Here is a 26,786-nt window from a genome sequence, read left to right as displayed (position 1 = left end):
AGGTGGACTTTTTTTATGGAAAAATACGTCTATGTGAGGACGAAATTGTCTTGATATAAAGATAAAATATGTTTGTAAGCAACAAAACAACAATTACAAGGGATACCTTTTTTGAAAGCATATAACAACATAAGAGTGAGTACTAGGAGGAAGAAATAATGGCAACAGTTTTATTCGTTAAAGCAAACAACCGTCCAGCGGAACAAGCAGTTAGTGTAAAATTATATGAGGCATTTTTAGCAAACTATAAAGAAGCACACCCAAATGATACAGTAGTAGAACTGGATTTATATAAAGAAGAATTACCATATGTAGGTGTAGACATGATCAATGGTACATTCAAGGCAGGTAAAGGATTTGATTTAACAGAAGAAGAGGCAAAAGCAGTAGCAGTTGCTGATAAGTATTTAAATCAATTCCTAGAAGCTGATAAAGTTGTTTTCGGCTTCCCATTATGGAACTTAACGATTCCAGCAGTGCTACACACATATATTGATTATTTAAACCGTGCTGGTAAAACGTTCAAATACACGCCAGAGGGTCCAGTTGGCCTAATCGGTGATAAGAAGATTGCATTATTAAATGCACGAGGCGGCGTATATTCAGAAGGTCCAGCAGCTGAGGTAGAAATGGCTGTTAAATATGTAGCAAGTATGATGGGCTTCTTCGGCGCAACAAACATGGAAACAGTAATTATTGAAGGACATAACCAATTCCCAGATAAAGCGGAAGAAATCATTGCTACAGGTCTTGAAGAAGCAGCTAAAGTAGCAAGTAAATTTTAATTAAAATTATAATCGTCACTCGAAAAAGCAGCATTAACATGTAAACGTTAATGCTGCTTTTTTTATATTTTTAGTTCATCAGCAAGTTTTTTTAATTGAATTCGATCTCGTATGTAATAGGTTCTTCCGTCTTTTTTTAAGTAATTTTGTTGGCAAAACTGATTTAATACATATAAAAGATGACGGTAGCTGACATTTAAATATTCCGAGGCCTCAGTATGCTTTTCTATATAACAATTATTTTGTTCTGTTAATAAAATAAAAGCAGCTAATCGATTTTCAAAAGGATAACTATAGTTTTTTGCGTAATTTTCAGTGCGAGTAATTGTCTTTTCTCCAATAAATTTGCATAAGTGCTGTAAAAACGTTGCATCTTGTAATAAAAGTTGCTGACAATCTTTAAGAGGAAGTGCCAAACAAACACAATCTTCTAGTACTTCAACGGACTTAGTAATATTTTCTACTCCTATTAATCCTAATTCCCCGATAAATGATGGTGCTTGAATAAAATTAATTAATGAAACCTTCCCGTTTTTATGACTCATATATATTTTTGCCTTCCCAGAAATTAAGTAATAGAGATAAGGGAGAGCATTTCCTTCGCTACATATCATCTCTTTCGTTTGAAAAGAATGCAGCTCTACATATGGCAAGACATGAAATGAAAATAGGGTATGGAATTGATGGATTTGCATGTATTGATAAATTTCTTCCTCATTTTTGCTGATTTTCATATTTTCACCCCTATGTATAGTATGAGATATCTCCTATTATCTTTACAAGAAGGAATGATACGATTTATGTAAATTTGTTTTTGTAGAAAAGAGAGTGTGATGAATTTATGAAAAAATATAAAACATTGCTATTTGATGTAGATGATACATTATTAGATTTCCAAAAGGCTGAAAAAATGGCTTTACGGGTGCTTTTTGAAGAGAAGGGAATCTCTTTAACAGACGAGATAGAGGCTCGTTATAAAAAAATAAATAAAGGTCTTTGGGATGCTTTTGAAAAAGGTGAACTATCACGCAATGAAGTTATAAATACACGATTCTCTCTGTTGTTTCAAGAGTATGGAGAAGAAGTAGACGGAATATTATTCGAAAATAATTACCGTAACTACTTAGAAGAAGGAAATCAACTCATGCAAGGTGCGTTTGAATTTATAAATCAAATTCAAGGGGAGTATGAGTTGTATATAGTGACAAATGGTGTTTCTAAGACGCAAGATAAACGTTTGCGTAATGCAGGGTTACATTCATTGTTTAAAGATGTTTTTGTTTCAGAAGATACAGGTTTTCAAAAGCCGATGAAAGAGTATTTTGATTATGTTTTTGAACGGATTCCTAACTTTGCACCTGAAGAAGGGCTGATTATTGGTGATTCATTAAGCGCTGATATTAAAGGTGGATATGTAGCGGGAATTGATACTTGTTGGTTTAATCCAGAAAGGAAATTAAATGATAGTGGGATTATACCGACATATGAAGTGCATAATTTTGAGGAGTTAGAAGCGTTATTAAAGCAGCATGTGTAATAAAAAAATAGGCAGTGGAGCTTTCGTCCCCACTGCCTATTTTTATTAATTTTTATTTTCGTTATGTTTTGGGAGTGGAAAGGCATTCCCGATAGCAGCTGCACCAAGCATGGGCAATAGTAAATTAAGCGGGAAAAACATAAGTAATAGTAATGTTATAGCTATTGGCTATCGTAACGCATAGCTTGAAATTGCTGTCGTTACGATAGCAACGGATGCTACTGGATCTATAGGAAGAATAGATGCTATAGCGTATCCAATACTTGATCCGGAAAATATAATTGGGAATATATGTCCACCCCGCCACCCTGTGTTCAAACAAACGGCAGTAATACACAACTTTAAAATCCCTGAAAGAAGTAGTATCCAAAAAGATAAATGGCTCCATTCAACAACTAACTCTTTTAATTGATGTTCCCCTGAAAATAATGTGTACGGAAGAAAAGTTCCTGCAATTCCTAATAAAATGCCACCGATAATTCCGAGTGTCAGCTTGTATTCCCTAAAAGGGTGAATTAACTTCTCTAAAGTGAATTCTAACTTGAAATAAAAGAAACCAACTATAGCACCGATACTAGCAAGTGGAAGAAATGCGATCCATTCATTGAAAGAAAGTGCACCTTCCCCGAAATCAACAATAAAGGATCCACGATTATCGAGTTTACTCAGTAGTAAATAAACAGAAAAACCTGCGAAAGTAGTAGCTAAGTATACAATTGCCTTTTTTCCTTTAGAAAAAGCAGCAATTTGTTCCCCCTCATTTTCATTCGGTGCTAAATAACCGAATAATGGTGCGTTAAAAATGACACTTAAAGTAGCGCCAATTCCAATCTCGGTTAGCTCATTCATACCCTTTAAGGCAAATTTAAAGCGATCCCCTACCCATGTGCACAGTCCGCCTATAATTCCAACTAGTGCGGCTTCTGGACCAAGACTAGCTCCGAAAATTAAAACAATAATCGCTGTTAAAGTAGCCTGATGGACAAAGCGATATTCGATTCGACCAGTTTTTTTATATTCAGTCATCACTTCAGGCATAAGGCGTGGATATATACCGAAATATTTTTGTGATAGACCAACGAGGACCCCGCCAATTATTGTTACGCAAAGGGTGTAATAAGAGGGATAAGAGAGAACTTCAGGCAAGTATCCCCAAATAAAGTGGATTCCAATATTTATTGTGACTAAAAATAACCAGACTGTAGCTCCTACTATAGATCCTAGAAGAATGCCATATAGAGCAAGTATGTACTGCATATCTTTTTTATTTGTCATGTTATACCTCCGTTATGTAAATCTCAGTAGGGAAAAAGTGAAATATACTAGTGGAAAATGGATTGAATATATATAGTATCTTTTTGAGAGGACCGCCTATTCAACATATAGGCTGAATTTTAGAGAATTTGAATTTATAGGTTAAATTACTTATTTAATTTTATAGACTGATTTGAGTTTTTTAAAGGTCTTTTTTGAAATAGACTAGAATATATTTCTTTTGTTGCTTTATATGAAACTGTTAACATTTATTTTAGAACATTCAGAAAAACTGTTTGACATTAGGAAATTATTGCTATAAAATCAACGGTAATTGCATAGTCTTATCAAGAAAAGGTGGAGGGACAGGCCCGATGAAACCTTGGCAACAGCCGTATAACGGAATTGTGCCAAATCCTGCAGGTAGTAATCCTGAGAGATAAGAAAGAGCCTTTAGAGCGTGTTTTCAAACTGCTCCTTTCTTGTTTTCAGGAAAGGGGCAGTTTTTTATTTTGTATAAAAGAAAGGAGAATGAGAGATGGGAGAATCATGGGGAAAAGGAACGATTTGTGTGCAAGGTGGCTATACGCCAAAGAATGGTGAACCACGTGTTTTACCACTTTATCAAAGCACAACGTATAAATACGATACTTCGGATGATTTAGCAGCTCTATTTAACTTAGAGGCAGAAGGATATATTTATACGCGTATTGGAAACCCTACTCTAGCCGCATTTGAGCAGAAGTTATCAGATTTAGAAGGCGGTGTAGGAGCTGTTGCAACGGCTTCTGGGCAAGCAGCTATTATGCTCGCAGTTTTAAATATTTGTAGTAGTGGGGATCATTTACTTTGCTCTTCAACTGTTTACGGGGGAACGTTTAATTTATTTGGGGTGAGTTTACGTAAGCTTGGCATTGATGTTACGTTCTTTAATCCAAATTTAACGGCAGATGAAATTACGGCACTTGCTAACGATAAGACGAAACTTATCTATGCAGAATCATTAGGAAATCCAGCGATGAATGTTTTAAATTTCAAAGAATTTTCAGCTGCCGCTAAAGAATTAGAGGTACCTTTTATCGTTGATAATACATTAGCAACTCCTTATTTATGCCAAGCGTTTGAATATGGGGCAAATATTATTGTTCATTCTACGACTAAATATATCGATGGGCATGCGAGCTCTTTAGGCGGTATTGTAATTGACGGTGGAAATTTTGATTGGACAAATGGAAAATATCCTGAGCTTGTTGAACCAGATCCAAGTTATCACGGTGTAAGTTACGTTCAAAACTTTGGTGCAGCAGCATATATTGTGAAAGCACGTGTTCAACTATTAAGAGATTATGGAAATTGTATGAGCCCATTCAATGCATATATTAGCAATATTGGCTTAGAGACTTTGCATTTACGAATGGAGCGTCATAGCGAAAATGCTCTGGCAGTAGCTAAGTGGCTTGCTAATCATGAACGTATTGAATGGGTGAATTATCCGGGATTAGATAGTAATGAAAATTACTCGTTAGCACAAAAGTATTTGAAAAAAGGTGCTAGTGGGGTTTTAACATTTGGTATTAAAGGGGGATTAGAAGCAGCAAAAGAATTTATCGCAAATGTAAAACTAGCAACTCTTGTAACGCACGTAGCTGATGCACGAACTTGCGTTATACATCCCGCTAGTACGACGCATAGACAATTAAATGCTGAAGATCAGCGTTTAGCTGGTGTTACATCTGATTTAATTCGTTTATCGGTTGGTATAGAAGATGTTTCTGATATTATTGCAGATTTGGAAGCAGCTCTAGTTGGAGGCAAAACACATGCCGATCATAATTGATAAAGATTTACCGGCTCGCAAAGTGTTGCAAAAAGAAAATATTTTTGTAATGACGAAGGAGCGGGCAGAAACACAAGATATACGCGCTTTGAAAATTGCTATATTAAATTTAATGCCAACGAAGCAAGATACAGAGGCACAATTACTTCGCTTAATTGGAAACACACCGTTGCAATTAGATGTTCATTTACTTCATATGGAATCACATCTGTCTCGTAATGTAGCGCAGGACCATTTAACGAGCTTTTATAAAACGTTTCGTGATATTGAAAATGAAAAATTTGATGGGCTCATTATTACAGGAGCACCAGTTGAAACTCTTTCTTTTGAAGAAGTAGATTATTGGGAAGAGCTTAAACGTATTATGGAGTATTCAAAAACGAATGTAACATCTACGCTCCATATTTGCTGGGGGGCACAGGCTGGTTTGTACTATCATTATGGTGTTCCAAAGTATCCCCTTAAGAAAAAAATGTTCGGTGTATTTGAACATGAGGTTTGCGAGCAACATGTGAAATTGTTACAAGGATTTGATGAATTGTTTTTTGCTCCGCATTCTCGTCATACAGAAGTACGAGAGAATGATATTAGAGAAGTGAAAGAATTAACATTGTTAGCAAACTCTGAAGAAGCAGGTGTTCACCTTGTTATTGGGCCAGAAGGAAGGCAAGTTTTTGCCCTTGGACATAGCGAATATAGTTGTGAGACGTTAAAACAAGAATACGAACGAGATCGTGACAAGGGATTAAATATTGATGTGCCAAAAAACTATTTTAAACATAATAATCCAGATGAAAAGCCGCTTGTTAGGTGGAGGAGTCATGGTAATTTATTGTTTTCTAATTGGTTGAATTATTACGTGTATCAAGAAACCCCTTATATATTGTAAAGAAAGATTGTGTAACACGTGGCAACGTTTTCCTTGTAAAGATTAACTTATATTTTTCCGAATGTTCAAAATACATTGTTTTTCAGATTTTTTACTCATATAATTTCATCTAAACACAATTTTTGAGGGGTGGACAGTACTATGAAAGAAATTCAAGTTGGGTTATTAGGTCTTGGGACAGTTGGCAGTGGTGTGGTTCGTATTATTACGGATCATCAAGAACGACTTATACACCAAGTAGGTTGTCCAGTGAAGGTAACGAAAGTATTAGTGCAAAACATTGAGAAAGAGAGAGAGGTAGAGGTACCTTCTACTCTATTAACACAAGATGCAAATGAAATTTTAGATAATCCAAATATTGATGTTGTCATCGAAGTGATGGGTGGCATTGATGATGCAAAATCATATATTTTACAAGCTTTAAAAAGCGGAAAGCATGTTGTAACTGCAAATAAAGACTTAATGGCATTACATGGAGCTGAATTATTAGCGACAGCAAAAGATAATAAGGCTGATTTATTCTATGAGGCGAGTGTGGCAGGAGGAATTCCAATTTTACGCAGTATCGTAGAAGGACTTTCTTCAGATCTTATTACGAAAGTAATGGGAATTGTAAATGGAACGACAAATTTTATTTTGACGAAAATGTCAGACGAAGGGAGAGCATATAACGACGTGTTAAAAGAAGCCCAACAACTTGGATTTGCAGAAGCAGATCCAACATCAGACGTAGAAGGTTTAGATGCAGCAAGAAAAATGACGATTTTAGCTACTCTCGGTTTCTCTACAAATGTAGAGCTTGGAGATGTGAAAGTAAAAGGGATTACCTCTATTACAGAGGAAGATATTGAATACAGTAAGAGCTTAGGTTATACAATTAAATTAATCGGTCTTGCAAAACGAGATGGTGAAAAATTGGAGGTTACAGTTGAACCAACTTTACTTCCAAATACACATCCTCTTGCGGCAGTACAAAATGAATATAACGCTGTGTATGTGTACGGTGAAGCAGTTGGAGAAACGATGTTTTATGGACCAGGCGCAGGAAGTTTACCGACAGCGACAGCTGTTGTTTCGGATTTAGTTGCTGTAATGCAAAATATTAGATTAGGGGTAACAGGAAATAGTGCTGTAGTCCCACAATATCAAAAAGTATTAAAAGAGCCAGACGAAATTGTCGTGAAAAAGTTTTTAAGACTTCATGTAAAAGACGAAATTGGTGTATTTGCAAAAATTACTTCATTGTTCTCTGAGCGTGGCGTTAGCTTTGAAAAGATTATTCAAATGCCGCTTGAAGAGAAAGGAAAGGCTGAAATTGTAATTGTAACGCATCGTGCGTCTCTTGCTGATTATGATTATATTCTACATACGTTGCAAGGGTATGAAGAAATCGATTGTTTGAAAGCGAACTATCGAATTGAAGGGGATGCTAAGTAGTATCTCTTACCATAAAACAGAAAGAGCCTATTAAGCAGCTTGCTTAATAGGCTCTTTTCTATTTAAAATCTGCGTACCAACTTGAATAAATGCTTGGATAATCCAGCCTGTTGTAAAGGATAAGATGATTGTTCCAAAATAGATAGGTCCATCTAATAAAAAGCTTAACGTTAAAAATAAAAAGGCTAATGAAATCTCTGTTCTTCTAAACGTCCATTTTTTCTTTTCAGCAACCGTTAAAACGAAAGCTTCTTGAGGCGCTGCGCAAAGGTTTGTAGAGACGTAAAGACCAATTCCAGCTCCAACGAATAGATTTCCGCAAATAAGTGTTATATATTTTGGAAGAGAGCGGATAGCGTCCATAATAGTTGTAATGGAACCAATCCAATCAACAAAAAGAGAAATAAGAACCATCGTTACAATTGTACCGATTGTAATTTGTTTTTTATTCCAAAAGAGTACGATAAGTGTAAAGGCAAAGTTAATCATGAAAATCCAAAAACCAATGCTTATCCCCAAATTTTGATATAGTGCAATAAAGAAGGAATCATAAGGACTAAGTCCAAAGGAAGTAATTGTTGTCATCATATTAATACCGATGGCAAGAATGAGTAAACCGCCAATGAAAAATATATATTCTAATTTGAATCGAAGCATAGTTGTATATCCTTTCTAAATGTATTTGCTAGGAAAGGATATATTGTGGAAAGCTTACCAGGTCAAGGGAGAATTTTTGTGAGAAGGGGAAAATGAGATGACAAATATAAGAAAGATTGCTGAACTTGCTGGAGTATCTGTTTCAACTGTTTCACGTGTACTAAATAATCATCCGTACGTAAATGAACAGAAACGAAAAGAAATTTTAGCAATTATAGAAGAATTAAATTACACGCAAAACGTGAATGCAATTCATTTAGTGAAAGGAAAAACGAATGTAATTGGCGTTTTATTGCCACACGTAAATGATCAATATTATAGTGCTATTATCGAGGGGATATCAAAAGAAACAGCAAAGAATAATTATAATATGATGCTTTGCCAGACAAATTATAGCGAAGAAAGAGAACTAGAAATTTTAAATATGTTAAAAATGAAAAAGCTTGATGGGGTTATTATTTGTTCTCGGACAAATAGTAAAGAGAAGCTTGAAGAATATACGAAATTCGGCCCGATTGTTATGTGTGAAGAAATAGATTCGAAGTATATTTCAAGTGTCCATATCGATTACTACAAAGTATTTTCACGTGGGATGAAAAGCTTGATAGATGCCGGTCATACACGTATTGGATATTGTATTGGAAGAAGTAATAGCGTTAATAGCCAAAGACGAAAGAAGGCGTACGAAGATTCGCTTCAACAGAGTATCGTAACACCGTTAGAGACCTGGAAATTTGAGGGATGTTTTACAGTGGAAGATGGACGCAATGTAATTAGAGAATGGGCTCATATGTCAGTAAAACCGACGGCGTTCCTTGTATCTTGTAACCATATTGCAGCGGGGATGGTTACAGAAGCAAAAAAACAAGGAGTTCGTATTCCAGAGGATATTACGATTATCGGGTGTGATGATCAAGAGGTGGCAGATATATTGGGTATAACGACGATTTCGCATTCTAGTAAAAACGTTGGAGTGAAAGCGTTTGAATTATTATATGAAAAGATTAATGAAGAGAAATTAGATGTGAAGCATATAGAGTTATTACCAGAGTTAGTAGATAGAGAAACGACATAATTGAGAAGGTGTGAAAATCGCTTTTCAAAATTTCGTTTGGTATAATTATGGACAATCTATGAGGGCTAAAAGGGGTTTTGATATGAGATCAAAAGTAGTAAAAGTAATTCTACTCATTACAATTGCATCTTTCTGTTTATTTGCATATGGCTTTGTTTCAGGTGTAAATGATGTATTAAATCCGAAAGCTTCAAATTTAATTAAAAAGACCGATGTAGTGGCAAAAGAGAAAAAGAAAACGGGAACGTTACAAATCGTTAGTTTAGGTGATTCATTAACGCGTGGCGTTGGTGATAAAGAAGGAATTGGCTATGTTGGGCGAATGAAAGAGGATTTACAAAAAGATTATAAGCAAAAAATTGCATTAACAAATTTAGCAGTTAGTGGTGCAAAAATGCCCGATTTATTAAAACAAATTGAAAGTAGTGGCGCTCAATATTCAATTAAGCAAGCAGATGTAATCGTGTTAACGATCGGCGGGAATGATTTGTTCCCAGGCTGGGAATCGCTCGGGAAAATAGATTTAGAGACGTATCGTCCTGATACAGAAACGTTTCAAAATGAAGCAAAGAAAATTATAGAAGAAATTCGTAAATTAAATGCAAATAGTCCGATTTTTTGGCTTGGTTTATACAATCCTTTTGAAGATGTAGAAGATTTAAAAGGGTCTTCAAACATTGTTGTGGACTGGAATGCATCTTTAGAGAAGTTAGCGCTAAACGATAAAAATGTGTATATTACACCGACATTTGATTTATTCCAAAACCGCGGGAAAGATTTATTATACTCTGATCATTTTCATCCGAATGAAGTAGGTTATACGTATATGGCAGAACGTTTAGTTCAAAATGTTGTAAGTAAATTAAAACTAGAACAAGGAGGGGTAAAATGACGACGATACTTTCCGTACGAGACTTGAAGAAGGTAATTGGAAACAAGACTCTTGTAGAGAATATTTCCTTTGATGTAAAGCAAGGAGAAGTGTTCGGGTTCCTAGGACCAAACGGTGCTGGAAAGACGACTACCATTCGAATGTTAGTCGGATTGATTAAGGCGACAGAAGGTAAGATTTCTATCGGTGGTTATTCGATTAAGGAAAATTTCAGAGAAGCGATGCGTCAAATTGGGAGTATCGTTGAAAACCCAGAGTTGTATACATATTTAACAGGATGGGAAAATTTAAAGCAATTTGCTCGTATGTTAGGTGATATATCAGATGAACGTATTATTGAAATTGCTGAAATGGTTCATTTAGATGAAAGAATTCATGACAAGGTAAAAACGTACTCACTTGGTATGAAACAACGCCTTGGAATTGCACAGGCGCTCCTTGGGAATCCTAAATTGCTTATATTAGATGAGCCAACGAATGGTTTAGATCCAGCAGGGATTAGAGAACTTAGGGAATTTATACATAAGCTTGTGAAAGAAGAAAATATGAGCGTGTTTATTTCAAGTCACTTGCTAAGTGAAGTGCAAATGATATGCGATCGCGTTGCTATTATTCATAAAGGAAAGATGATAACAGTTGCCAAGGTTGAAGAATTAATTAAAACAGCAAGTGATCGTGTAGAATGGATTGTTACACCAATTTCTAAGGCGAAAGATATGCTAGAAGCGGCCGAGGAAATAAGAGAAGTGAGTGTAAAAGGCGAGCGATTACTATGCCGCATGGATATTGCATCTATAAGTAGTTGGAATAAAAAATTTGTAGAAAATGAAATAGATGTACATAGCGTTAAGGAGCTTGTATTTACGCTAGAAGATTTATTTATTGAACTCACAAGGGGTGAGCAGCATGCGTGAATTTGCGAATCTAGTTTTAAATGAATCAGAAAAGATTTACCGTAAGAAACGTATTTTTGTTGTCATGCTTATTTTAGCAATCTTGATCCCGCTTTTTGTGTACGCGCAGTATCGTGAAATAGAAACGACACAAAAAAGACTCGGTACAACTGATTGGAAGGTTTCATTGCAACAGCAAATTGTTGATTCTCAGAACCGGTTGAACAATTCTAGGTTGCCAGAAGAATGGCGTGATTGGTTAAAGGTAAGAGTTGAGCAACAACAATATTATTTAGATCATGATATTAACCCGATGGCACCGGGTGCACCGACTTTTGTCAGAGCATTTATTGAACAAGGAATTACATTGTTTATTCCGCTTCTCGTAATGATTGTCGCTATTGATATCGTTTCAGGAGAACGAAGTGATGGGACAATGAAGATGTTACTTACGCGGCCGATTCGGCGCTGGAAAATACTCCTTAGTAAATACGTGACGATGTTATTTTTCATTTCGCTCATACTGTTTCTTGTAGGTTTGTTTGCTTACATATTATCAGGGCTTGTATTTGGATACTCGGGATGGAATTTACCTGTTTTAACAGGATTCGTCATTGATAAGGAAACGTTAAATACGAACTTTGTGCATCTGATTCCGCAGTGGCAATACATCTTAATGGCGTATGGACTAGCCTGGTTTGTTGCTATCGTTGTCGGAACTATATCATTTATGGTCTCTGTTTTAATTCGTAATACACCAGCTGGTATGGGCGTTATGCTAGCTGCATTAATTGCAGGCGGTATCTTAAGCTCGTTCGCAACATCTTGGGAAGGTGCGAAATATATTTTTAGCGTGAATTTATCATTAACGGATTATTTATCAGGAAAATTACCTGCATTACAAGGCTTATCAATGGGATTTTCTTTGATGAATTTAACTGTTTGGGCAGTTGTTTCCCTTATTATTTCGTTCTTAGTATTTACAAAACAGGATATGTTGAATTAATTAGACAGGAAGTGACAGTATGGAAAATGTTTTAAAGAATGATTGGGGACCATTATTGGCACCAGAATTTGAGAAAGAGTATTATCGTACTCTATCCAGTTTTTTGACAGAAGAGTACAGCACGCATGTTGTTTATCCGAAGGTAGAAGATATTTTTAACGCTCTTCAGTATACAAGTTATGAAAATACAAAGGTTGTTATTTTAGGACAAGATCCATATCATGGACCGAATCAAGCGCATGGTTTAAGTTTTTCTGTACAACCTGATGTTAAAACACCACCATCATTGTTAAATATGTATAAAGAACTTCGAGATGAATATGGTTATGAAATCCCGAATAACGGTTATTTAGTAAAATGGGCGGAACAAGGAGTATTACTACTAAATACCGTATTAACAGTTCGTCAAGGCGAAGCAAATTCTCATAAGGGAAAAGGATGGGAGCACTTCACAGATCGTGTGATTGAACTGTTGAACGAACGTGCAAAGCCAGTTGTTTTCATATTGTGGGGGCGCCATGCGCAGGCGAAGAAGAAGTTAATTACTAATCCCAATCATCATATTATCGAATCTGTACATCCAAGCCCATTATCGGCAAGACGTGGTTTCTTTGGTAGTAAGCCATACTCTAAAGTAAATACGATTTTAGCTAATATGGAAGAAAGAGAAATTGATTGGGAAATTCCAAATTTATAAATAGAAAAGGTAGTTAACAGTCGTTAACTACCTTTTTATTATTGTTGTTCGTTCTTTAATTTTGCATCTAGTACAAAAGTACCAAATGGGATAACTGATGAAACAAATGCTCCAAGTGCCCATAAAATTGATTTACGGTGTACGATTGTTACTTGAATTACTGCAAAGATGAATAGAATAAACAGAACACCATGAGCCATGCCTGTAATTTTAACAGCTGTTGCAAATCCTGCGAAATATTTCAATGGCATTGCTACAAATAATAGTAATAGGAAAGAAATACCCTCAACTAGTCCAATTGCTCTTAATCGTCCGATTGGTGTAGATAACATAAAGTAGCCTCCTTTAACGTATGCTTGTATATAGTAAATTTGTATTCTTTTTCAAAATAAAATAGTCTATTTTGTTTCATTATATACAAAAAGAAAGTTTACACTACGAGAATAGTGCAAAGTTCAAAATATAGTCACAAAAGCATGAGAATTTAAATAAAAACCTATTTGAAGTATTTGACTTCAAATAGGTTTTGTGAATGAAAATATTAAACAAGTACATCCGTTTTTAAAACGAATTTCTCTACAACTTTTGCCACACCATCATTCATATTTGTATCTGTTACGTAGTTTGCAATTTCTTTAATATCATCAGGTGCATTGCCCATTGCAACACCAAGACCAGCAAATTCAATCATTGCTTGGTCGTTATAGCTATCGCCCATTGCGATAACTTCTTCACGCTTAATGCCAAGCTTTTGAATCAGTTTGTTTAAGCTCGTTCCTTTTGTAACACCGGCTTCAGTAAATTCTAAGAAGAATGGTTTCGAACGCATCACGCTTAATTGGCCTTCTAGTTGTTGTTGAAGTTTCTTTTCAACTTCAACAAGGCGTTCAGCTTCTTTATTCATTAATACTTTTACTACAGGCTCTTTAACTGCGGCTTTAAAGTCATCTACTACAACAATTGGCATACCAGTAATATCGCCCTCAATTTCAGTATAAGGATTATTTTCTTCCGTTACGATATCATCGCCCATATAAGTATGAATCCATACATCTTCAGTTTTACTAATTTCAAATAGGTTGTGAACGATTTCAGGAGATAGTGTACTACTAAAGATTTCTTCGTTTGTTTTACAGTTAATAATTTTTGCGCCATTAAAAGATAGAATGAAACTGCCGTATTCTTCTAAGCGAAGTTCTTTGGCTACATTGCGCATACCAAACGTTGGACGTCCAGAAGCAAGTACAACCTTTACCCCTTGCTCTTGTGCAGTCATTAACGCTTCTTTCGTACGAGGTGAAATAGTATGGTCATCACGTAATAAAGTATCATCTAAATCTAAAACAATCATTTTATAAGTCATATAGAAAATTCCTTTCTTTAATTGAAATCAAAATACATGTTCATGAAGATGTTGAGGAATAATAGTAAGACATCAAACCTCTTTGAAAAGAAGTAGATAAATCATTATGAGTGTGTTGCTCATAATATCGGTTAATAATCATTGGGGATGGATAAAACCCCAATGATTCAAGTTTGATTTTATCGTAACAACTCTAAAGGTAGAGTGCAATAATGGAAGTTTTCCAATTTACGATATTTGTTTTGCTGTGGAACGAGAAAATAGTATTTCTAGCAAAATGGCCATTACTGATCCAAGAACGAGACCGTTACTTAAAAACGATGCTAGAAATGGTGGAAGTGTGGAATATGCTCCTGCTGGAACAAACATAACTCCGACTCCTGTGAAGATTGAAAGACCGGCTACTTTAAATAATTGTTCCTTATCCTGGACAGTTTCGTATTCTCGAAAGGCGAGGCCAATCATGCTTGCGAATACAGGATAAATAGCGGCATAACCAACTGCAACAGGGATTGCTGCAAAGAATGAAGTAATCTTTGGGAATATACTAACGACAATAATAAAGCTTGACCCTAATATAAAAGGGAGACGTTTATAAATATTAGTCGTTGCAATAAAACCTGCTGATCCAGAAATAGCGACAGGTCCAATAGCTGAAAACAGGCCGCCTAGCAATTGGTTGATTCCTGTTATAATGCCGGCTTGTTTAAAACGATCTGATGCAGCATTTTCTTCATATTTAGAGACAACCTTTTGTACAACGCGAATACTTGCTAACATATTTGTTAGAAGTAAGAGTGTAACAAATATGACCGTAATTACCATGTTCCATTCAACACGAGGCATGCCGAAAACAAATAAGGACGGAAAACGAATTATGTCTGTCACTGGTGTTATTGGATTAGATAATCCGAAGCATGCGAATAATATCCAGCCGCATATGATACTGAAAAGAACGGAATATTGTCCAATAATAGGTAGCTTCATGATGAAAAAGGATAGTAAAATAACAATGAGTGAAAGAATAAATACGTTAGGTTGTACTTCTGTATGTTTTCCATCAAGGCCAAACATTCCCTTTAAGAAGGAGCCACTGAGTTGCGCGACAAGAAGAAATAAATACGTTCCAATGACTGTCGGTGTAAAATAGCGAACGAGTTTATCAATAAGTCCAAAAACGCTAAGAATAATACAAATAATACCGCTTAATAAGAAAGCATATTGAAGAACTTTAAGTGTCTCATTGCTTGATCCAAATAATACGACGCCTAAACTTGCGTAAAGGGAGAAAATTCCCCACCAAAGGCCAGCAGGACCTTCTTGAATAGGAAGTTTATGCCCAAATATAGCTTGCAAGAGACCAGCAAAGCCTAGAACAAATAATGTTCTTTGTACGAATGCAATGGCTTCAGCGCCATCAAGACCATAACTAGTTGCGACACTAATTGGTACAATAAGGCTTCCAGCTAAAATAAATAGTGCCCATTGTAAGGCGGAAAGAAATGTCTTCATTATATCAACCTCTTTCATAGATTCCGTATCTAGTATATACGTATTTTATTTCCACTGGCAAAGATTGTAGATAGAGAAAAGAGTTGAAACACGGTATGAATGCACGTAAGCAATTATGGATAGCAGTTATATGTATGACTTTTGTTGTAATTCTAGGAACGATAGGATTTATGACAATTGAAGAGATTAGTTTGTTTCAAGCATTTTGGATGACGATGATTACTGTATTGACTGTTGGATACGGAGATGCCGTTCCTGTAACGCAAGCAGGGAAAGTATTTGCGCTCCTTATTATTCCTGTTGGTGTAGGTATTGTTACATATGCAATTGGGGTAGTGGCAGCTATGATTATTGAAGGGAATTTATTTCATGCAGTACGGAGGAAGAAGATGGATAAACAAATAGCGCAGTTGAAAAATCATATTATAGTATGTGGTTGCGGTAGAGTGGGGCTTCAAGTTGTACATGAATTGCAAGAAAAGAATATTCCATTTGTCGTTGTTGATAAAGATGAAAGCATATTGGAGCAGGAAAAGCTTTTATTTGTACATGGAGATGCAACGGAAGATCAAGTATTACATAATGCCGGAATTTTAAAAGCAGCTGGTTTAGTTGCTATTGTTGCAAATGATGCCGAAAATGTATTTATTACATTAACAGCAAGAGGATTAAACGATACGATTAAAATTGTGGCGAGATCTGAAAAGCCAGAAACTGAAGAGAAATTAAGGCGTGCTGGTGCAAATAAGGTTATTAATCCATCTAGTATGGCAGGTATTCATATAGCAAAAGGTATTGCAAATCCATTAACCGTTCATTATATTGATACAGTGTTGTATGGAGTAGAACAGTCATTTGTCATTGAAGAAATTCTAGTTGGCAAAGATTCAATACTAGTCGGTAAATCGTTACTAGAGAGTAATGTAAGGAATCAGTTTGATGTAACGATATTAGCGATTTCAAGAAATGGGAATATTATACATAATCCAACAGGGCAGGAAAAACTACAAGAACATGATATGATAATAGTATTTGGTTCAGTAGAGAAAATGGGACAATTTGAGAAAGAATTACAAAGTACGAGGTGATAAGGAATGCAAATATCTAGTGACAAGATTTTAAATAAAATGGCGAATGAAATTGCGAAGGCAAAAAGTAGCGAAGGACAAAAGTCAAAAGAACATTTATTAGTTGTGCGTGCTTTATGCGATTTACTATTAGATGAACAGGTTGAATCTTCTACGTATAGGGAGCCGCAAATTCAATCGCAAGTAATTGGATCACAGCCTATAACAACAGTTCAACCAGTTATACCAGTTTCTGGAGAACCTGTGTATATAAAAGAAGAAGGTGCAAATGGTAATTCTTTATTTGATTTTTAAGAATTAAATCGTTTGGCTTATATGAAAAAATTGCTTATGATAAAGGTAAAAAAGGGGAATTAAGATGAAAATTTTCTTTTTACTAGGTTGTATTGCAGCGGGGCTATCTGTTGCGTTAGGGGCCTTTGGAGCACACGGTTTAGAAAATAAAATTTCTGCGAAAATGTTAGAAGTTTGGAAAACAGGCGTTACATATCAGATGTTTCATGCAGGTGGATTATTCGTAGTTGCTTTATTGATGGATAAGGTTCAATCATCACTTTTAACTACTGCTGGTTGGCTAATGGTAGCTGGGATTATTATGTTCTCAGGTAGTTTGTATGCATTAAGTACGACAGGCATTAAGTTCTTTGGTCCAATTACACCTCTTGGTGGTGTAGCGTTTATTGTGGCGTGGATTCTAGTAGGGACTGCAGTTGTAAAAGGATTATAAAAAACAAAAGCTGGCATTTGCCAGCTTTTTTTATGGTCTTGGAGTATAAGTTGCTTGTTGACTAGGTAAATACGTAATTTCTTCTGGAAATTCTACGTAATCTAAGTAGATCATTAATAGTAAATAGCGTTTTCCTGATTGCGGTTCACTAATAACGATATGGTCACGGCCAGCTGCTTCAATAATACCTGTATAAGATTGTGTACCAAGGGAACTGCCACGTTCATAAGTCATTACAACTGTAGCTTGCTTACCTTTGTTTAAACGAAGGATATTTTCAATATAGGATTGCTCTAGAGGTAACATGCCTTGAGAAATTGCATATTGAGCTTGCGCAGCTTGAGCTGTTTGTTGTTGCATTGCTTGCTGTTGTTGTTGAGTCATTTGTTGTGGTTGGACATAAGTTCCAGATGGTTGATAAAAACCTGTTCCATAGTACGGATTTTGTTGCTGTGCCATTCAAAAATCCCTCCTCATTTTCATCTCTTAATATACGCTAGGACAGTCTTCACCAGATGGTTGGAAGAAGCAGTGCTTTTTGAAGCGACCAGAGTTTTGTTGGTTATACCAAGTTGGTGGACAAGGACCTTCAGGTCTAAAGAACCATAAGGCAAAGTTAGCGGGCCAAAAACGTTGTCCTTGAATAGTTCGCCTTGCTAAGGCGATATCTTGTTCACGGGCTCTTTGATAAAAATATCCTTTTTGTGTTGCCTCAAAACCACCAGGATTTTGATACACCATTTGACGTAAATTACGAATACTTTTAAAGTCTAAACAATTTCCGCGGACACGATTTACCCCAACGTTTCCGACCATTAACATTCCTTGTTGCCCTTCTCCTTCGGCTTCAGCACGCATCAGTCTAGCTAACAACTTTACATCTGCTTCGTTATAAGCAATAACACCCATTATGTGTCACCTCTCTTTTTGTAATACCTTTTGGAAAGAGGTTTATTTCTAGATGAAGTGTGGAACAATTACTAGTTCATACGTATGAGAAAAAGGACTCAGATATGACAACCAAACGAAGTTTTACATTGAGAGAGGAAAATAAAAAAAGCTAGCGTGAGCTAGCTTTTCATCATTAAAATACTTTAGACCATAAGTTTGAGAAGAAATCTCCAATAGAGCGCATTGTTAGCACAAACCAATTTGCTTTTTCAACTTCCTCTGTTGTTTTTGCAGTAACTTTCATACTTTTACTACCGTCTAAGAAACCATATTTATCAGTTGATGCTAAAGTAATTGAGCCTACTTTAGCATCTTTCTTAACAGGAGCAACTAAATGTCCATCTTCAGCAAGAGATTTATCTAATTCAGTCCCAATTTTATAAGGATCTTTGCTACCTTTTTTCGCAATTACTGTTATTTCTTTTTCAGGTGCAACCGTTACTTGATCTTCTTTCCCTTTTACTACAGAGATTGTGTTATTTTTATCAACCTTGAGCTTTTGTTTTTCAAAGTTATTAAATCCATATTCGATTAATTCACGAGATTCTGTGAAGCGCTCGTCCATTGATTTCGTTTTAATAATAACCGAGATAAGACGTAAATCACCGCGTTTCGCAGTAATAGTAAATCCATATCCAGCTGTATCAGAACTTCCTGTTTTTAAACCATCAGTACCTTCATAAGCGAAGGCAGCTCCTGGTAACATCCAGTTCCAGTTTTCCATACGAATTGGTTTTGGATGATTGTCTGGGAAGTTTCTAAATCTTTGTTTTGTATCCTCTAGCATTTCTGGATACTTTGTAATCATTACTTTTGAAAGTATACCCATATCGCGAGCTGACATAGAGTTTTCTGCATTTGGATCAGTACCCTCGGGATGTTTCCCTTTTAAGTCAGCGTTATTTAAACCAGTAGCGTTTACAAATTTATATTTCTTTAACCCTAGTTTTTTTGCATGTTCATTTGCAAGATTTAAGAAGTTTTTCTCACTTCCTGCAAGTAGCTCTGCTAAAGCAATACTAGACCCGTTTGCAGAGAAGATAACAATAGAATGATATAATTCTTTTACAGTATATTGACGTCCTTTCTCAAATGGTACGTTAGAGAATTCATTATTACGTGAGACTTCATAAGCGTAATCGGAAATATTTACTTTCGTATCCCAAGTAATTTTCCCTTCTTTAATTGCTTCTAAAACAGCGTAAACAACAATTAATTTTGACATACTAGCAATAGCTAGCAGTTCGTCTGGGTTTTGTTCATGCAGTATTTTCCCTGTATCTGCATCAAATAGAAGTGCAGCAGCAGCTTCTATTTGTATTTTTTCTTCCGCATGGGATGTTGTTACTCCTAAGGAAGAAATTGACAATAGAAGCGCTAGTAAAATAGACAAGATTTTCTTCATATAAATTATCACCTTCGCATCGTTATTAGCATATAGCTCGTACCATTTTAGCATGAATTTGGATATAGAAAAGTTACAATTTTGTAAGGAATTTGTCGATTTTTGTTCGAATTTGCGGGAAAAAGGAGTTTTTTGAGGAGAAATATAGAGGGAAATAAAAAAAGGAACGAATTTCGTCCCTTTTTCAATATTATATGTGTAAAAATTTCTCTACTTTTTCGTCTGGTAAGATGTTTCCAACGAAGAATGTTCCGAATTCACCATAACGAGCACTTACTTCATCAAATCGCATTTCATATATAAGTTTCTTAAATTGAAGAACATCGTCAGCGAATAATGTTACGCCCCACTCGAAATCATCGAATCCAACAGATCCTGAAATAACTTGGCGTACTTTCCCTGCGTATTGGCGACCAATCTTACTATGACTGTACATCATTTTTTTACGCTCTTCCATAGGAAGCATGTACCAGTTGTCATCACCTTGGCGACGCTTATCCATTGGATAGAAGCAAATATGATTTGCTTTCGGTAATTCAGGATATAAGCGAGCTAAAATTTGTGGATTTTGATATGGATCCTCATCAGCTGGAAGGTAGTTGCTTAGTTCAACAACAGATACGTAAGAATATGCAGGAACCATATATTCAGCTAATGTTGTTTTATTCAATTCTGTCTCAATTTCATTTAACTCTTCCATTGTTGGACGTAAAATCATAAGCATAATATCAGCTTTTTGACCAACAACTGTATACATTGCGTGACTACCTTTTTTCGCAGTAGCTACTTCGTTCCATTTTTCAACGACATTTAAAAATTCAGACACTGCTTGTCCGCGTTCGTCGCTAGATAATGTTTTCCATGCAGCCCAATCAATAGAACGTAAATCATGTAAACAATACCAGCCATCTAACGTTGTTGTTGCTTCACTCATTCTATTCACCTCAGTTAATGATAGTTTTACACGTTAACTATAGCATATATAGTTTTAAAATCATCTATATAAAACCTTGGCGCATAAAATTGTCACATTTAAGTGTTTAAGCGAGGTGAATTTAACGGCTGAATTTTATGAAAATATAATCATTTTTATTTTATCTATTTTTTGGGAGCTATAAGTTTAAAATATAGAAGAAAAGCAGTATTCTTAAAGATAGAGTTTTTTAACATATGTAGGAGGGTTTATTCGTGAGCAACTTATTTACAACAGTAAAAGAAAAAGTTCAAGGAAAAGGCATTTCTATCGTACTTCCTGAAGGAACTGATGAAAGAATTTTAGGCGCTGCAGAGCGTTTAGCAAAAGAAGAGTTAGTAAAACCAATCTTAGTTGGTAATAAGGAAGAAATTAGCGCAAAAGCTGCTAGCATGAATTTAACATTAGCAGGCGTTGATATTTACGACCCAGCTACATACGAAGAAATGGATGCAATGGTAGCATCTTTCGTTGAACGCCGTAAAGGTAAAGCAACTGAAGAAGACGCTCGCAAAATCCTTAAAGACGAAAACTACTTCGGTACAATGCTTGTATACATGGGCAAAGCACACGGTTTAGTAAGTGGTGCAGCTCACTCTACAGCTGATACAGTTCGTCCGGCACTTCAAATTATTAAAACAAAACCAGGCGTTACAAAAACTTCTGGCGTATTCATCATGGTACGTGAAGAAGAGAAATATGTATTCGCTGATTGCGCAATTAACATTGCACCAAACAGCCAAGATTTAGCTGAAATCGGTATCGAAAGTGCGAAAACTGCTGAGTTATTCGGCATTGATCCACGCGTTGCTATGTTAAGCTTCTCTACAAAAGGTTCTGCGAAATCTCCAGAAACAGAAAAAGTTGTAGAAGCAACTCGCATTGCAAAAGAAATGGCTCCTGAGTTAACTTTAGATGGAGAATTCCAATTCGATGCTGCATTCGTACCATCTGTAGCTGAGAAAAAAGCTCCAGGTTCTACAATTAAAGGTGATGCTAACGTATTCGTATTCCCAAGCTTAGAAGCTGGTAATATCGGCTACAAAATCGCTCAACGTTTAGGTAACTTCGAAGCAGTAGGACCAATCTTACAAGGTTTAAACATGCCTGTAAATGACCTGTCTCGTGGATGTAACGAAGAAGAAGTGTACAAGTTAGCTTTAATTACAGCAGCTCAAGCACTTTAATTCTAAAATGAATTAGTATGGAAAATGACCACCCTTAGGGTGGTCATTTTTATTTTTCTAAGCCAAGTGCTTTATTATTACGATCAATAATACGTTGTAAATTCGTCTCATATAAAGGAATCTCATCTATTGTTAATTGAGATGGTGTTAACTTTGGAGCGAATTGCTGCAATGTTTTTAAAAGACGCATCATTAAATCTTGTACTGTAATGGTTTCGCCAAGTAATTCTGAGAGTGAGGCCATCGTACTTGGTACAATTTCAGGGTACGTAAAGCGTGTTTCTTTTCCTTGAATTGCTAGGTTGTAGAAATCACGAACGAGTGCGGCACGCTCAGAGCCACTTCCGGTAGCACAGAGATAAATTTGGACAGCGACACCGCCGCGAATACGACGTTGTGAAATACCAGCGAATTTTTGATTGCGAATACTTAAGTCATAACTACCAGGACAGTAAGAGCCAACAATTTCTTTTGCCTCGATAGTAACGTTGTAATCCTTTAACATCTCCTTAATTAAATGCCACATCGTATCGTATCCAAGATCAATATCGATACCTTTTTCTGTTTCTTGGAATAAAAGTGATACGTTTAAAACACCTTCATCAAGCACGACTGCAAGCCCGCCAGAATTACGAACAATAACATTGAAGTTGTGTTGTTTTAAAAAAGAAATACCTTCTTCTAAATGCGGAAGGCGTGAATCTTGAATGCCAAGGACAATTGTATTGTGATGAACCCAAGAACGCATTGTTGCGGCTGACTTGCCATTTCCAATGCTTGTGCATAATGTGTCATCCATTGCGAATGACTGAAGTGCATGGAATGTTGGTCCCAAACTAGACTGATCTACAATGCGCCACTCTGGCTGAGATAAAATGGAACGGGAATTGCTCATATAACTAACCCCTTATCTTTAAAATGACAATCTCTATTATAGCAAAAAATGAAGAATGGAGTTTTCTCACATATAAAGGGGGAGCTTAAAGGTGAAATAATAAAAAGGATGCATTACATGCATCCTTTTTATTCTGCAATTTTTTCTAAATTACCGTTTCGATCCATTCGGAAAGATGTTTGAGAACGTTCTTCGTCATCCATGACTGCCAATTTACGAGCTCGGTTCATAATGTTCATAAGTGTTTCGTAATCTTCTTGTACAGTATGAGATTGCTTTTCTAACTTTTCTAGTTTCTTTTCTAGTTCCTCACTCCGAAGGATTTGTGCTTTAATTTCTTGTTTCAATCTCGTATTCTCGTTTTCAAGAGCTGTCACTTTTATATTTGAAGATCCGACTGTTTGTAAAAAATAAATAACATCTTGCATTGTCATAGAGCTTCTTGCAGCAGGAGCAGTAGATTCTTGATATGGAATAGCTTCTTTATATTGTACGATTGATTCCTCTTGTGCTAATTCTTCATAATCAGTTATCGAATCTGAAGCTGGTGGTGTATAAAGTAAACGTTTTTTCGCTTGTTCACCGCTTGCAGCACGCATTTTATCTTTACGATGTTTTTTTGCTAGTTGAAGAGCTTGTTCATAGCTATAGCGAACGACAGCATTCCAGCGGAAACCACAAGCAGCAGATGTACGATTTAACTGATCTCCTACTTCCTCAAATGCATTTAATTGCGTACTTCCTTCTCGAACATGACGAAGTACCGTTTCAGCAAGTAATAAATCATCCTCATCTGTCCAAGCATCTTGTCTTACTTTCATAGATTCAACTCCCTTTCTTTTTATGAACTTCCTATTTTTATAATGGGCAAAAAAATAAACTTTTATACAAAGCTTTTAAAAATATGGTAGATTTCGATGAAAGGTAAAAATTTTCCCATGAATGGTGAGCGCTTCTGTAGGAGAGCATATAAATATGTAGCATTATGTAGAGAATAGGCTTTCTAGGGAAACTTGCAACGAGCTTCAAAGAGCGGTAAAATACCATTTAGTGTTTATTTTTAAACGAACTTGAGAAAAGTTTAAAATAGAGGAAGTGTTATATAATGGGAAACGAATTTCGCGTGTGCGATGACTGTCAGGCAACGAACGTTAAAACGTTAGTTCCGAAGTTAAAAAAAGTAGATTCATGTGCAACGATTGAAGTTGGATGTCAGTCTTACTGTGGTCCTGGTCGTAAAAAATCATTCGCATTTGTAAATAACCGTCCAGTTGCGGCTCCAACAGAAGATGAGTTAATCGTAAAAATTGAAGCAAAGTTAAATAAGTAAGAAAAAGAAGAGTGAAAAGATTACTCTTCTTTTTTTATGCCCATAAGAGGAAAGATTTATTCTGCGAAAGTACTCTTGTGTGGACGAACGTTTTCTAAAGGATGGATATAACTTTTGTATTAAAGTTCCAATTTATATAAATTTATATTTCAAAATAATGGTTGACAGTCTTTTAAAGCGATAGGTAGAATAGAAGTGTCTGATTCTGAGAATCATTATCAGGAAAATAACAATTCACCTAATTTTTTTATTACTATTTGAGAATAAATTTCATTTTAATAAATATATGTTGTTGGTTAGGATGGTTGAGGGATGGAAGCGAGCGCAAGCAGTATAGAACAGCAAGAAGAGAATGTTAAAGAGATTAAGAGCAGACCGCTCATCGCTTCTATTATTTTAGTAGCGGGTACAGTTTTGTTAGCTTTAAGCATGGCAGTTTCTATTTCTTTTGGGGCTGCAGATATTAGTTTAAAGACTGTATGGCAAGCTGTATTTCAGTTTGATGGATCTATTACACATCATAACGTAATTCAAGAGCTTCGCATGCCTAGAGCAATAGGGGGCGTAGTTGCAGGTGCCTTTTTAGCGGTATCAGGAGCAATTATGCAAGGCATGACGCGAAATCCACTTGCTTCACCATCGTTAATGGGAATTACAGATGGGGCTGTATTTGGAATTGCAATTATGTATGCATTTTTCCCTAATTCACCTTATTTAATGTTTGTTATCGCATCTTTTATTGGAGCTGCGTTTGGTGCAAGCATTGTATATGGAATTGGGTCTTCTTCACCAGGTGGATTAACACCTGTGAAATTAGCTTTAGCAGGTGCAGCTATTAGTGCTTTATTAGGGGCAATTTCATCTGGAATCGCATTGTATTTTAATCTTGCCCAAGAGGTGAGCATGTGGAATGCAGGCGGAGTTGCTGGAGTGAAATGGCAAAGTATTAATATGTTAGTGCCAATTGGCCTTGTTTGTCTTTTTATCGCAATTATGATGTCGAGATATATTACAATTTTGAGCTTCGGTGAAGAAATTGCAATTGGACTTGGTCAAAATACGACATTAATTAAATTTATCGGAACAGTACTTGTTCTTGTTTTAACGGGTTCCGCAGTTTCCATGGCAGGATCAGTAGGGTTTGTTGGTCTTGTAATCCCGCATATGACTCGTTTCCTTGTAGGCTCGGACTATAGATGGGTTATTCCATGTTCTGCGGTCTTAGGCGGGCTGTTAATTGAATGTGCAGATATGTTATCTCGCGTTATTAACCCGCCATTTGAAACGCCAATTGGAGCAATTACAGCGCTAATTGGGGTTCCATTCTTCCTCTACTTAGCACGTAATGAAGGGAGAGGAAAGATGTGAGGACGAGTGTCTTAACAAAAAAGAACATTTCTATATTAACGATTTTAGTAGGACTAATCGTTTCTATATTTCTTATTAGTTTAAATACAGGAACTTTTAAAATACCCCCAATGGACGTATTAAAGTCATTGGTTGGACTAGGGGCTGAAGATCAGTCTGTTATTTTATTTGAATTCCGTATGCCGCGTATGGTAATTGCTATACTAGTCGGATCTGCTTTAGCTATGTCAGGTGCGATTTTGCAAGGTTTATCACGAAATCCACTTGCTGATCCAGGTATTATAGGGATTAATGCTGGAGCGGGATTAACAGTTGTTATATTCGTCTACTTCTTCTTCGGGAAAGTAGGGACTGGTACATTTTTATCTGTATTCATTCTTCCATTTTTCGCACTAGTTGGAGCGATATTAGCAGCGGTAATTATTTATTTATTAGCATGGAAAGACGGCGTTTCATCGACTCGATTAATACTAGTCGGTATTGCCGTTGCAGCTGGATTTGGAGCTGTTAGTTTAATTTTCTCTATGAAGATGACATCTAACGATTTTCGTTTTGCTACGATTTGGCTGGCGGGAAGTCTATGGGGTACAGATTGGAAATTCGTATTAAGTGTACTTCCATGGATGGTTATTTTCTTACCGCTTGCTATAAGTAAAGCACACATATTAAATGTAATGAACCTAGGCGATTCTACAGCAGTTGGCCTTGGTGTAAATGTAGAAAAAGAAAGACGTAAATTATTATTTATTGCAGTTTGTTTAGCGGGTGCATCTGTTGCTGTTGCCGGTGGAATTGGCTTTATCGGTTTAATGGCCCCGCATTTAGCAAGGCGCCTTGTTGGTGGCAAACATCAAATCATGTTGCCCACAGCTGCGCTAATAGGAACGTTTTTACTTTTATTCGCGGACGTAATTTCAAGAAGTGTACTAACAACTTCAGAAATACCAGTCGGTCTTGTTATTTCTGTAATTGGTGCACCGTATTTCATTTATTTACTTATGAGGACAAAATAAAGGGAGGCTTTTCGT

Annotated in this window: 28 protein-coding genes, 1 pseudogene and 1 riboswitch; of the genes and pseudogenes, 17 read left to right on the top strand and 12 right to left on the bottom strand. The window is 36.1% G+C overall.

The window, feature by feature from the left end; genetic code table 11:
* The first annotated feature begins 158 nt into the window (after positions 1-158).
* The gene (locus AC3EMB_RS26860; RefSeq protein ID WP_000246722.1) at positions 159-785 is read left to right on the top strand and encodes an FMN-dependent NADH-azoreductase; all 627 of its coding nucleotides are present in this window, start codon (positions 159-161) and stop codon (positions 783-785) included.
* A 62-nt stretch (positions 786-847) separates the two neighbouring features.
* Here the strand turns inward: AC3EMB_RS26860 and AC3EMB_RS26855 are convergent, their stop codons facing one another.
* Complete coding sequence (locus tag AC3EMB_RS26855) at positions 848-1,519, bottom strand: transcriptional regulator YeiL (RefSeq protein ID WP_095689942.1); 672 nt, start codon at positions 1,517-1,519, stop codon at positions 848-850.
* A gap of 107 nt (positions 1,520-1,626) precedes the next feature.
* On the opposite strand from AC3EMB_RS26855, the gene AC3EMB_RS26850 reads away from it, so the two are divergent.
* Positions 1,627-2,322, top strand: coding sequence for a YjjG family noncanonical pyrimidine nucleotidase (locus AC3EMB_RS26850; RefSeq protein ID WP_090978327.1), 696 nt, complete (start codon positions 1,627-1,629; stop codon positions 2,320-2,322).
* Between the two features lie 45 nt (positions 2,323-2,367).
* Here the strand turns inward: AC3EMB_RS26850 and AC3EMB_RS26845 are convergent.
* Positions 2,368-3,597 (bottom strand): annotated as a pseudogene (locus AC3EMB_RS26845) (chloride channel protein).
* Between the two features lie 320 nt (positions 3,598-3,917).
* A riboswitch (SAM riboswitch) is annotated at positions 3,918-4,022 on the top strand.
* 92 nt (positions 4,023-4,114) lie between these two features.
* On the opposite strand from AC3EMB_RS26845, the gene AC3EMB_RS26840 reads away from it, so the two are divergent.
* From AC3EMB_RS26840 to AC3EMB_RS26830, 3 genes are all read left to right on the top strand, one after another.
* Positions 4,115-5,413 carry a bifunctional O-acetylhomoserine aminocarboxypropyltransferase/cysteine synthase gene (locus AC3EMB_RS26840; RefSeq protein ID WP_000504786.1) on the top strand — a complete coding sequence of 433 codons (1,299 nt, stop codon included), beginning with the start codon at positions 4,115-4,117 and terminating at the stop codon, positions 5,411-5,413.
* On the top strand, positions 5,397-6,302 hold the full coding sequence (metA, locus tag AC3EMB_RS26835; RefSeq protein WP_095689943.1) for a homoserine O-acetyltransferase MetA: 906 nt from the start codon (positions 5,397-5,399) through the stop codon (positions 6,300-6,302). Before AC3EMB_RS26840 ends, metA begins: the two co-directional genes overlap by 17 nt.
* Before the next feature lie 141 nt (positions 6,303-6,443).
* Entirely contained in the window at positions 6,444-7,739 is a 1,296-nt protein-coding gene (locus AC3EMB_RS26830; protein WP_000659109.1) for a homoserine dehydrogenase, read from the top strand.
* A 30-nt stretch (positions 7,740-7,769) separates the two neighbouring features.
* Here AC3EMB_RS26830 and AC3EMB_RS26825 read toward each other — a convergent pair whose 3' ends face one another.
* Positions 7,770-8,396, bottom strand: coding sequence for a YczE/YyaS/YitT family protein (locus tag AC3EMB_RS26825; RefSeq protein ID WP_488517388.1), 627 nt, complete (start codon positions 8,394-8,396; stop codon positions 7,770-7,772).
* A 97-nt stretch (positions 8,397-8,493) separates the two neighbouring features.
* Between AC3EMB_RS26825 and AC3EMB_RS26820 the strand changes: the two genes are divergently transcribed.
* From AC3EMB_RS26820 to AC3EMB_RS26800, 5 genes are read left to right on the top strand one after another with little or no spacing between them, the layout of a single operon-like run.
* Entirely contained in the window at positions 8,494-9,471 is a 978-nt protein-coding gene (locus tag AC3EMB_RS26820) for a LacI family DNA-binding transcriptional regulator (RefSeq protein ID WP_000181976.1), read from the top strand.
* Positions 9,472-9,481: 10 nt separating this feature from the next.
* Positions 9,482-10,363, top strand: a complete 882-nt coding sequence (locus tag AC3EMB_RS26815) for an SGNH/GDSL hydrolase family protein (protein ID WP_015055217.1) — start codon at positions 9,482-9,484, stop codon at positions 10,361-10,363.
* Complete coding sequence (locus tag AC3EMB_RS26810; protein WP_000207730.1) at positions 10,360-11,277, top strand: ABC transporter ATP-binding protein; 918 nt, start codon at positions 10,360-10,362, stop codon at positions 11,275-11,277. The genes AC3EMB_RS26815 and AC3EMB_RS26810 overlap by 4 nt, the downstream gene beginning before the upstream one ends.
* On the top strand, positions 11,270-12,262 hold the full coding sequence (locus AC3EMB_RS26805) for a DUF2705 family protein (protein ID WP_001206475.1): 993 nt from the start codon (positions 11,270-11,272) through the stop codon (positions 12,260-12,262). The genes AC3EMB_RS26810 and AC3EMB_RS26805 overlap by 8 nt, the downstream gene beginning before the upstream one ends.
* A gap of 19 nt (positions 12,263-12,281) precedes the next feature.
* Positions 12,282-12,959, top strand: a complete 678-nt coding sequence (locus AC3EMB_RS26800; RefSeq protein ID WP_488517387.1) for a uracil-DNA glycosylase — start codon at positions 12,282-12,284, stop codon at positions 12,957-12,959.
* Positions 12,960-12,997: 38 nt separating this feature from the next.
* Here the strand turns inward: AC3EMB_RS26800 and AC3EMB_RS26795 are convergent, their stop codons facing one another.
* From AC3EMB_RS26795 to AC3EMB_RS26785, 3 genes are all read right to left on the bottom strand, one after another.
* Complete coding sequence (locus AC3EMB_RS26795; RefSeq protein ID WP_000953396.1) at positions 12,998-13,291, bottom strand: DUF3817 domain-containing protein; 294 nt, start codon at positions 13,289-13,291, stop codon at positions 12,998-13,000.
* A 209-nt stretch (positions 13,292-13,500) separates the two neighbouring features.
* The gene (locus tag AC3EMB_RS26790) at positions 13,501-14,322 is read right to left on the bottom strand and encodes a Cof-type HAD-IIB family hydrolase (protein ID WP_000221387.1); all 822 of its coding nucleotides are present in this window, start codon (positions 14,320-14,322) and stop codon (positions 13,501-13,503) included.
* Between the two features lie 228 nt (positions 14,323-14,550).
* The gene (locus AC3EMB_RS26785; RefSeq protein WP_000847031.1) at positions 14,551-15,834 is read right to left on the bottom strand and encodes a purine/pyrimidine permease; all 1,284 of its coding nucleotides are present in this window, start codon (positions 15,832-15,834) and stop codon (positions 14,551-14,553) included.
* Between the two features lie 95 nt (positions 15,835-15,929).
* Here AC3EMB_RS26785 and AC3EMB_RS26780 point away from each other — a divergent pair, with 95 nt between their 5' ends.
* The 3 genes from AC3EMB_RS26780 to AC3EMB_RS26770 all read left to right on the top strand — a co-directional run bounded on the left by AC3EMB_RS26780 (position 15,930) and on the right by AC3EMB_RS26770 (position 17,649).
* The gene (locus tag AC3EMB_RS26780; protein ID WP_488517386.1) at positions 15,930-16,922 is read left to right on the top strand and encodes a potassium channel family protein; all 993 of its coding nucleotides are present in this window, start codon (positions 15,930-15,932) and stop codon (positions 16,920-16,922) included.
* Between the two features lie 6 nt (positions 16,923-16,928).
* Positions 16,929-17,216 carry a YwdI family protein gene (locus AC3EMB_RS26775; protein ID WP_001167346.1) on the top strand — a complete coding sequence of 96 codons (288 nt, stop codon included), beginning with the start codon at positions 16,929-16,931 and terminating at the stop codon, positions 17,214-17,216.
* Positions 17,217-17,280: 64 nt separating this feature from the next.
* Positions 17,281-17,649: a DUF423 domain-containing protein gene (locus AC3EMB_RS26770; RefSeq protein ID WP_000688315.1), complete on the top strand. Its 369-nt coding sequence runs from the start codon at positions 17,281-17,283 to the stop codon at positions 17,647-17,649.
* A gap of 30 nt (positions 17,650-17,679) precedes the next feature.
* Here the strand turns inward: AC3EMB_RS26770 and gerQ are convergent, their stop codons facing one another.
* The 4 genes from gerQ to hemQ form a co-directional block, all read right to left on the bottom strand.
* Entirely contained in the window at positions 17,680-18,108 is a 429-nt protein-coding gene (gene gerQ, locus AC3EMB_RS26765) for a spore coat protein GerQ (protein WP_000068652.1), read from the bottom strand.
* A 27-nt stretch (positions 18,109-18,135) separates the two neighbouring features.
* Positions 18,136-18,558 carry a cell wall hydrolase CwlJ gene (cwlJ, locus tag AC3EMB_RS26760; RefSeq protein ID WP_000538155.1) on the bottom strand — a complete coding sequence of 141 codons (423 nt, stop codon included), beginning with the start codon at positions 18,556-18,558 and terminating at the stop codon, positions 18,136-18,138.
* Positions 18,559-18,733: 175 nt separating this feature from the next.
* A complete protein-coding gene (locus AC3EMB_RS26755; protein ID WP_000722847.1) occupies positions 18,734-20,005 on the bottom strand; it encodes a serine hydrolase in 1,272 nt (423 codons plus the stop codon).
* Between the two features lie 190 nt (positions 20,006-20,195).
* Positions 20,196-20,939 carry a hydrogen peroxide-dependent heme synthase gene (hemQ, locus tag AC3EMB_RS26750; RefSeq protein WP_001287595.1) on the bottom strand — a complete coding sequence of 248 codons (744 nt, stop codon included), beginning with the start codon at positions 20,937-20,939 and terminating at the stop codon, positions 20,196-20,198.
* Positions 20,940-21,193: 254 nt separating this feature from the next.
* Here hemQ and pta point away from each other — a divergent pair, with 254 nt between their 5' ends.
* The gene (gene pta, locus AC3EMB_RS26745; protein ID WP_000067215.1) at positions 21,194-22,165 is read left to right on the top strand and encodes a phosphate acetyltransferase; all 972 of its coding nucleotides are present in this window, start codon (positions 21,194-21,196) and stop codon (positions 22,163-22,165) included.
* 49 nt (positions 22,166-22,214) lie between these two features.
* Here the strand turns inward: pta and lipL are convergent, their stop codons facing one another.
* Entirely contained in the window at positions 22,215-23,060 is an 846-nt protein-coding gene (lipL, locus tag AC3EMB_RS26740; RefSeq protein WP_153592385.1) for an octanoyl-[GcvH]:protein N-octanoyltransferase, read from the bottom strand.
* Positions 23,061-23,188: 128 nt separating this feature from the next.
* Complete coding sequence (locus tag AC3EMB_RS26735) at positions 23,189-23,881, bottom strand: RsfA family transcriptional regulator (RefSeq protein WP_075718667.1); 693 nt, start codon at positions 23,879-23,881, stop codon at positions 23,189-23,191.
* 284 nt (positions 23,882-24,165) lie between these two features.
* Between AC3EMB_RS26735 and AC3EMB_RS26730 the strand changes: the two genes are divergently transcribed.
* The 3 genes from AC3EMB_RS26730 (at position 24,166) to AC3EMB_RS26720 (ending at position 26,771) form a co-directional block, all read left to right on the top strand.
* Positions 24,166-24,390, top strand: coding sequence for a YuzB family protein (locus AC3EMB_RS26730; RefSeq protein ID WP_000526079.1), 225 nt, complete (start codon positions 24,166-24,168; stop codon positions 24,388-24,390).
* A 312-nt stretch (positions 24,391-24,702) separates the two neighbouring features.
* Positions 24,703-25,758 carry a FecCD family ABC transporter permease gene (locus AC3EMB_RS26725; protein ID WP_000388296.1) on the top strand — a complete coding sequence of 352 codons (1,056 nt, stop codon included), beginning with the start codon at positions 24,703-24,705 and terminating at the stop codon, positions 25,756-25,758.
* Positions 25,755-26,771: a FecCD family ABC transporter permease gene (locus AC3EMB_RS26720; RefSeq protein WP_001260757.1), complete on the top strand. Its 1,017-nt coding sequence runs from the start codon at positions 25,755-25,757 to the stop codon at positions 26,769-26,771. Before AC3EMB_RS26725 ends, AC3EMB_RS26720 begins: the two co-directional genes overlap by 4 nt.
* Positions 26,772-26,786 lie beyond the last annotated feature (15 nt).

The organism is Bacillus sp. LQ16, assembly GCF_057784645.1.
Note: the sequence above shows the minus strand (reverse complement) of the source record. Positions and strands in the feature narration are given on the sequence as shown.

Coding starts and splice junctions, on each gene's coding strand:
- AC3EMB_RS26790 (WP_000221387.1), bottom strand. CDS start 14,322: ATGACTTATAAAATGATTGTTTTAGATTTAGATGATACTTTATTACGT.
- AC3EMB_RS26825 (WP_488517388.1), bottom strand. CDS start 8,396: ATGCTTCGATTCAAATTAGAATATATATTTTTCATTGGCGGTTTACTC.
- AC3EMB_RS26785 (WP_000847031.1), bottom strand. CDS start 15,834: ATGAAGACATTTCTTTCCGCCTTACAATGGGCACTATTTATTTTAGCT.
- metA (WP_095689943.1), top strand. CDS start 5,397: ATGCCGATCATAATTGATAAAGATTTACCGGCTCGCAAAGTGTTGCAA.
- AC3EMB_RS26805 (WP_001206475.1), top strand. CDS start 11,270: ATGCGTGAATTTGCGAATCTAGTTTTAAATGAATCAGAAAAGATTTAC.
- hemQ (WP_001287595.1), bottom strand. CDS start 20,939: ATGAGTGAAGCAACAACAACGTTAGATGGCTGGTATTGTTTACATGAT.
- AC3EMB_RS26860 (WP_000246722.1), top strand. CDS start 159: ATGGCAACAGTTTTATTCGTTAAAGCAAACAACCGTCCAGCGGAACAA.
- AC3EMB_RS26725 (WP_000388296.1), top strand. CDS start 24,703: ATGGAAGCGAGCGCAAGCAGTATAGAACAGCAAGAAGAGAATGTTAAA.
- AC3EMB_RS26755 (WP_000722847.1), bottom strand. CDS start 20,005: ATGAAGAAAATCTTGTCTATTTTACTAGCGCTTCTATTGTCAATTTCT.
- AC3EMB_RS26735 (WP_075718667.1), bottom strand. CDS start 23,881: ATGAAAGTAAGACAAGATGCTTGGACAGATGAGGATGATTTATTACTT.
- AC3EMB_RS26855 (WP_095689942.1), bottom strand. CDS start 1,519: ATGAAAATCAGCAAAAATGAGGAAGAAATTTATCAATACATGCAAATC.
- AC3EMB_RS26730 (WP_000526079.1), top strand. CDS start 24,166: ATGGGAAACGAATTTCGCGTGTGCGATGACTGTCAGGCAACGAACGTT.
- AC3EMB_RS26820 (WP_000181976.1), top strand. CDS start 8,494: ATGACAAATATAAGAAAGATTGCTGAACTTGCTGGAGTATCTGTTTCA.
- lipL (WP_153592385.1), bottom strand. CDS start 23,060: ATGAGCAATTCCCGTTCCATTTTATCTCAGCCAGAGTGGCGCATTGTA.
- AC3EMB_RS26850 (WP_090978327.1), top strand. CDS start 1,627: ATGAAAAAATATAAAACATTGCTATTTGATGTAGATGATACATTATTA.
- gerQ (WP_000068652.1), bottom strand. CDS start 18,108: ATGGCACAGCAACAAAATCCGTACTATGGAACAGGTTTTTATCAACCA.
- AC3EMB_RS26800 (WP_488517387.1), top strand. CDS start 12,282: ATGGAAAATGTTTTAAAGAATGATTGGGGACCATTATTGGCACCAGAA.
- AC3EMB_RS26770 (WP_000688315.1), top strand. CDS start 17,281: ATGAAAATTTTCTTTTTACTAGGTTGTATTGCAGCGGGGCTATCTGTT.
- AC3EMB_RS26795 (WP_000953396.1), bottom strand. CDS start 13,291: ATGTTATCTACACCAATCGGACGATTAAGAGCAATTGGACTAGTTGAG.
- AC3EMB_RS26775 (WP_001167346.1), top strand. CDS start 16,929: ATGCAAATATCTAGTGACAAGATTTTAAATAAAATGGCGAATGAAATT.
- cwlJ (WP_000538155.1), bottom strand. CDS start 18,558: ATGGGTGTTATTGCTTATAACGAAGCAGATGTAAAGTTGTTAGCTAGA.
- AC3EMB_RS26830 (WP_000659109.1), top strand. CDS start 6,444: ATGAAAGAAATTCAAGTTGGGTTATTAGGTCTTGGGACAGTTGGCAGT.
- AC3EMB_RS26840 (WP_000504786.1), top strand. CDS start 4,115: ATGGGAGAATCATGGGGAAAAGGAACGATTTGTGTGCAAGGTGGCTAT.
- AC3EMB_RS26780 (WP_488517386.1), top strand. CDS start 15,930: ATGAATGCACGTAAGCAATTATGGATAGCAGTTATATGTATGACTTTT.
- AC3EMB_RS26810 (WP_000207730.1), top strand. CDS start 10,360: ATGACGACGATACTTTCCGTACGAGACTTGAAGAAGGTAATTGGAAAC.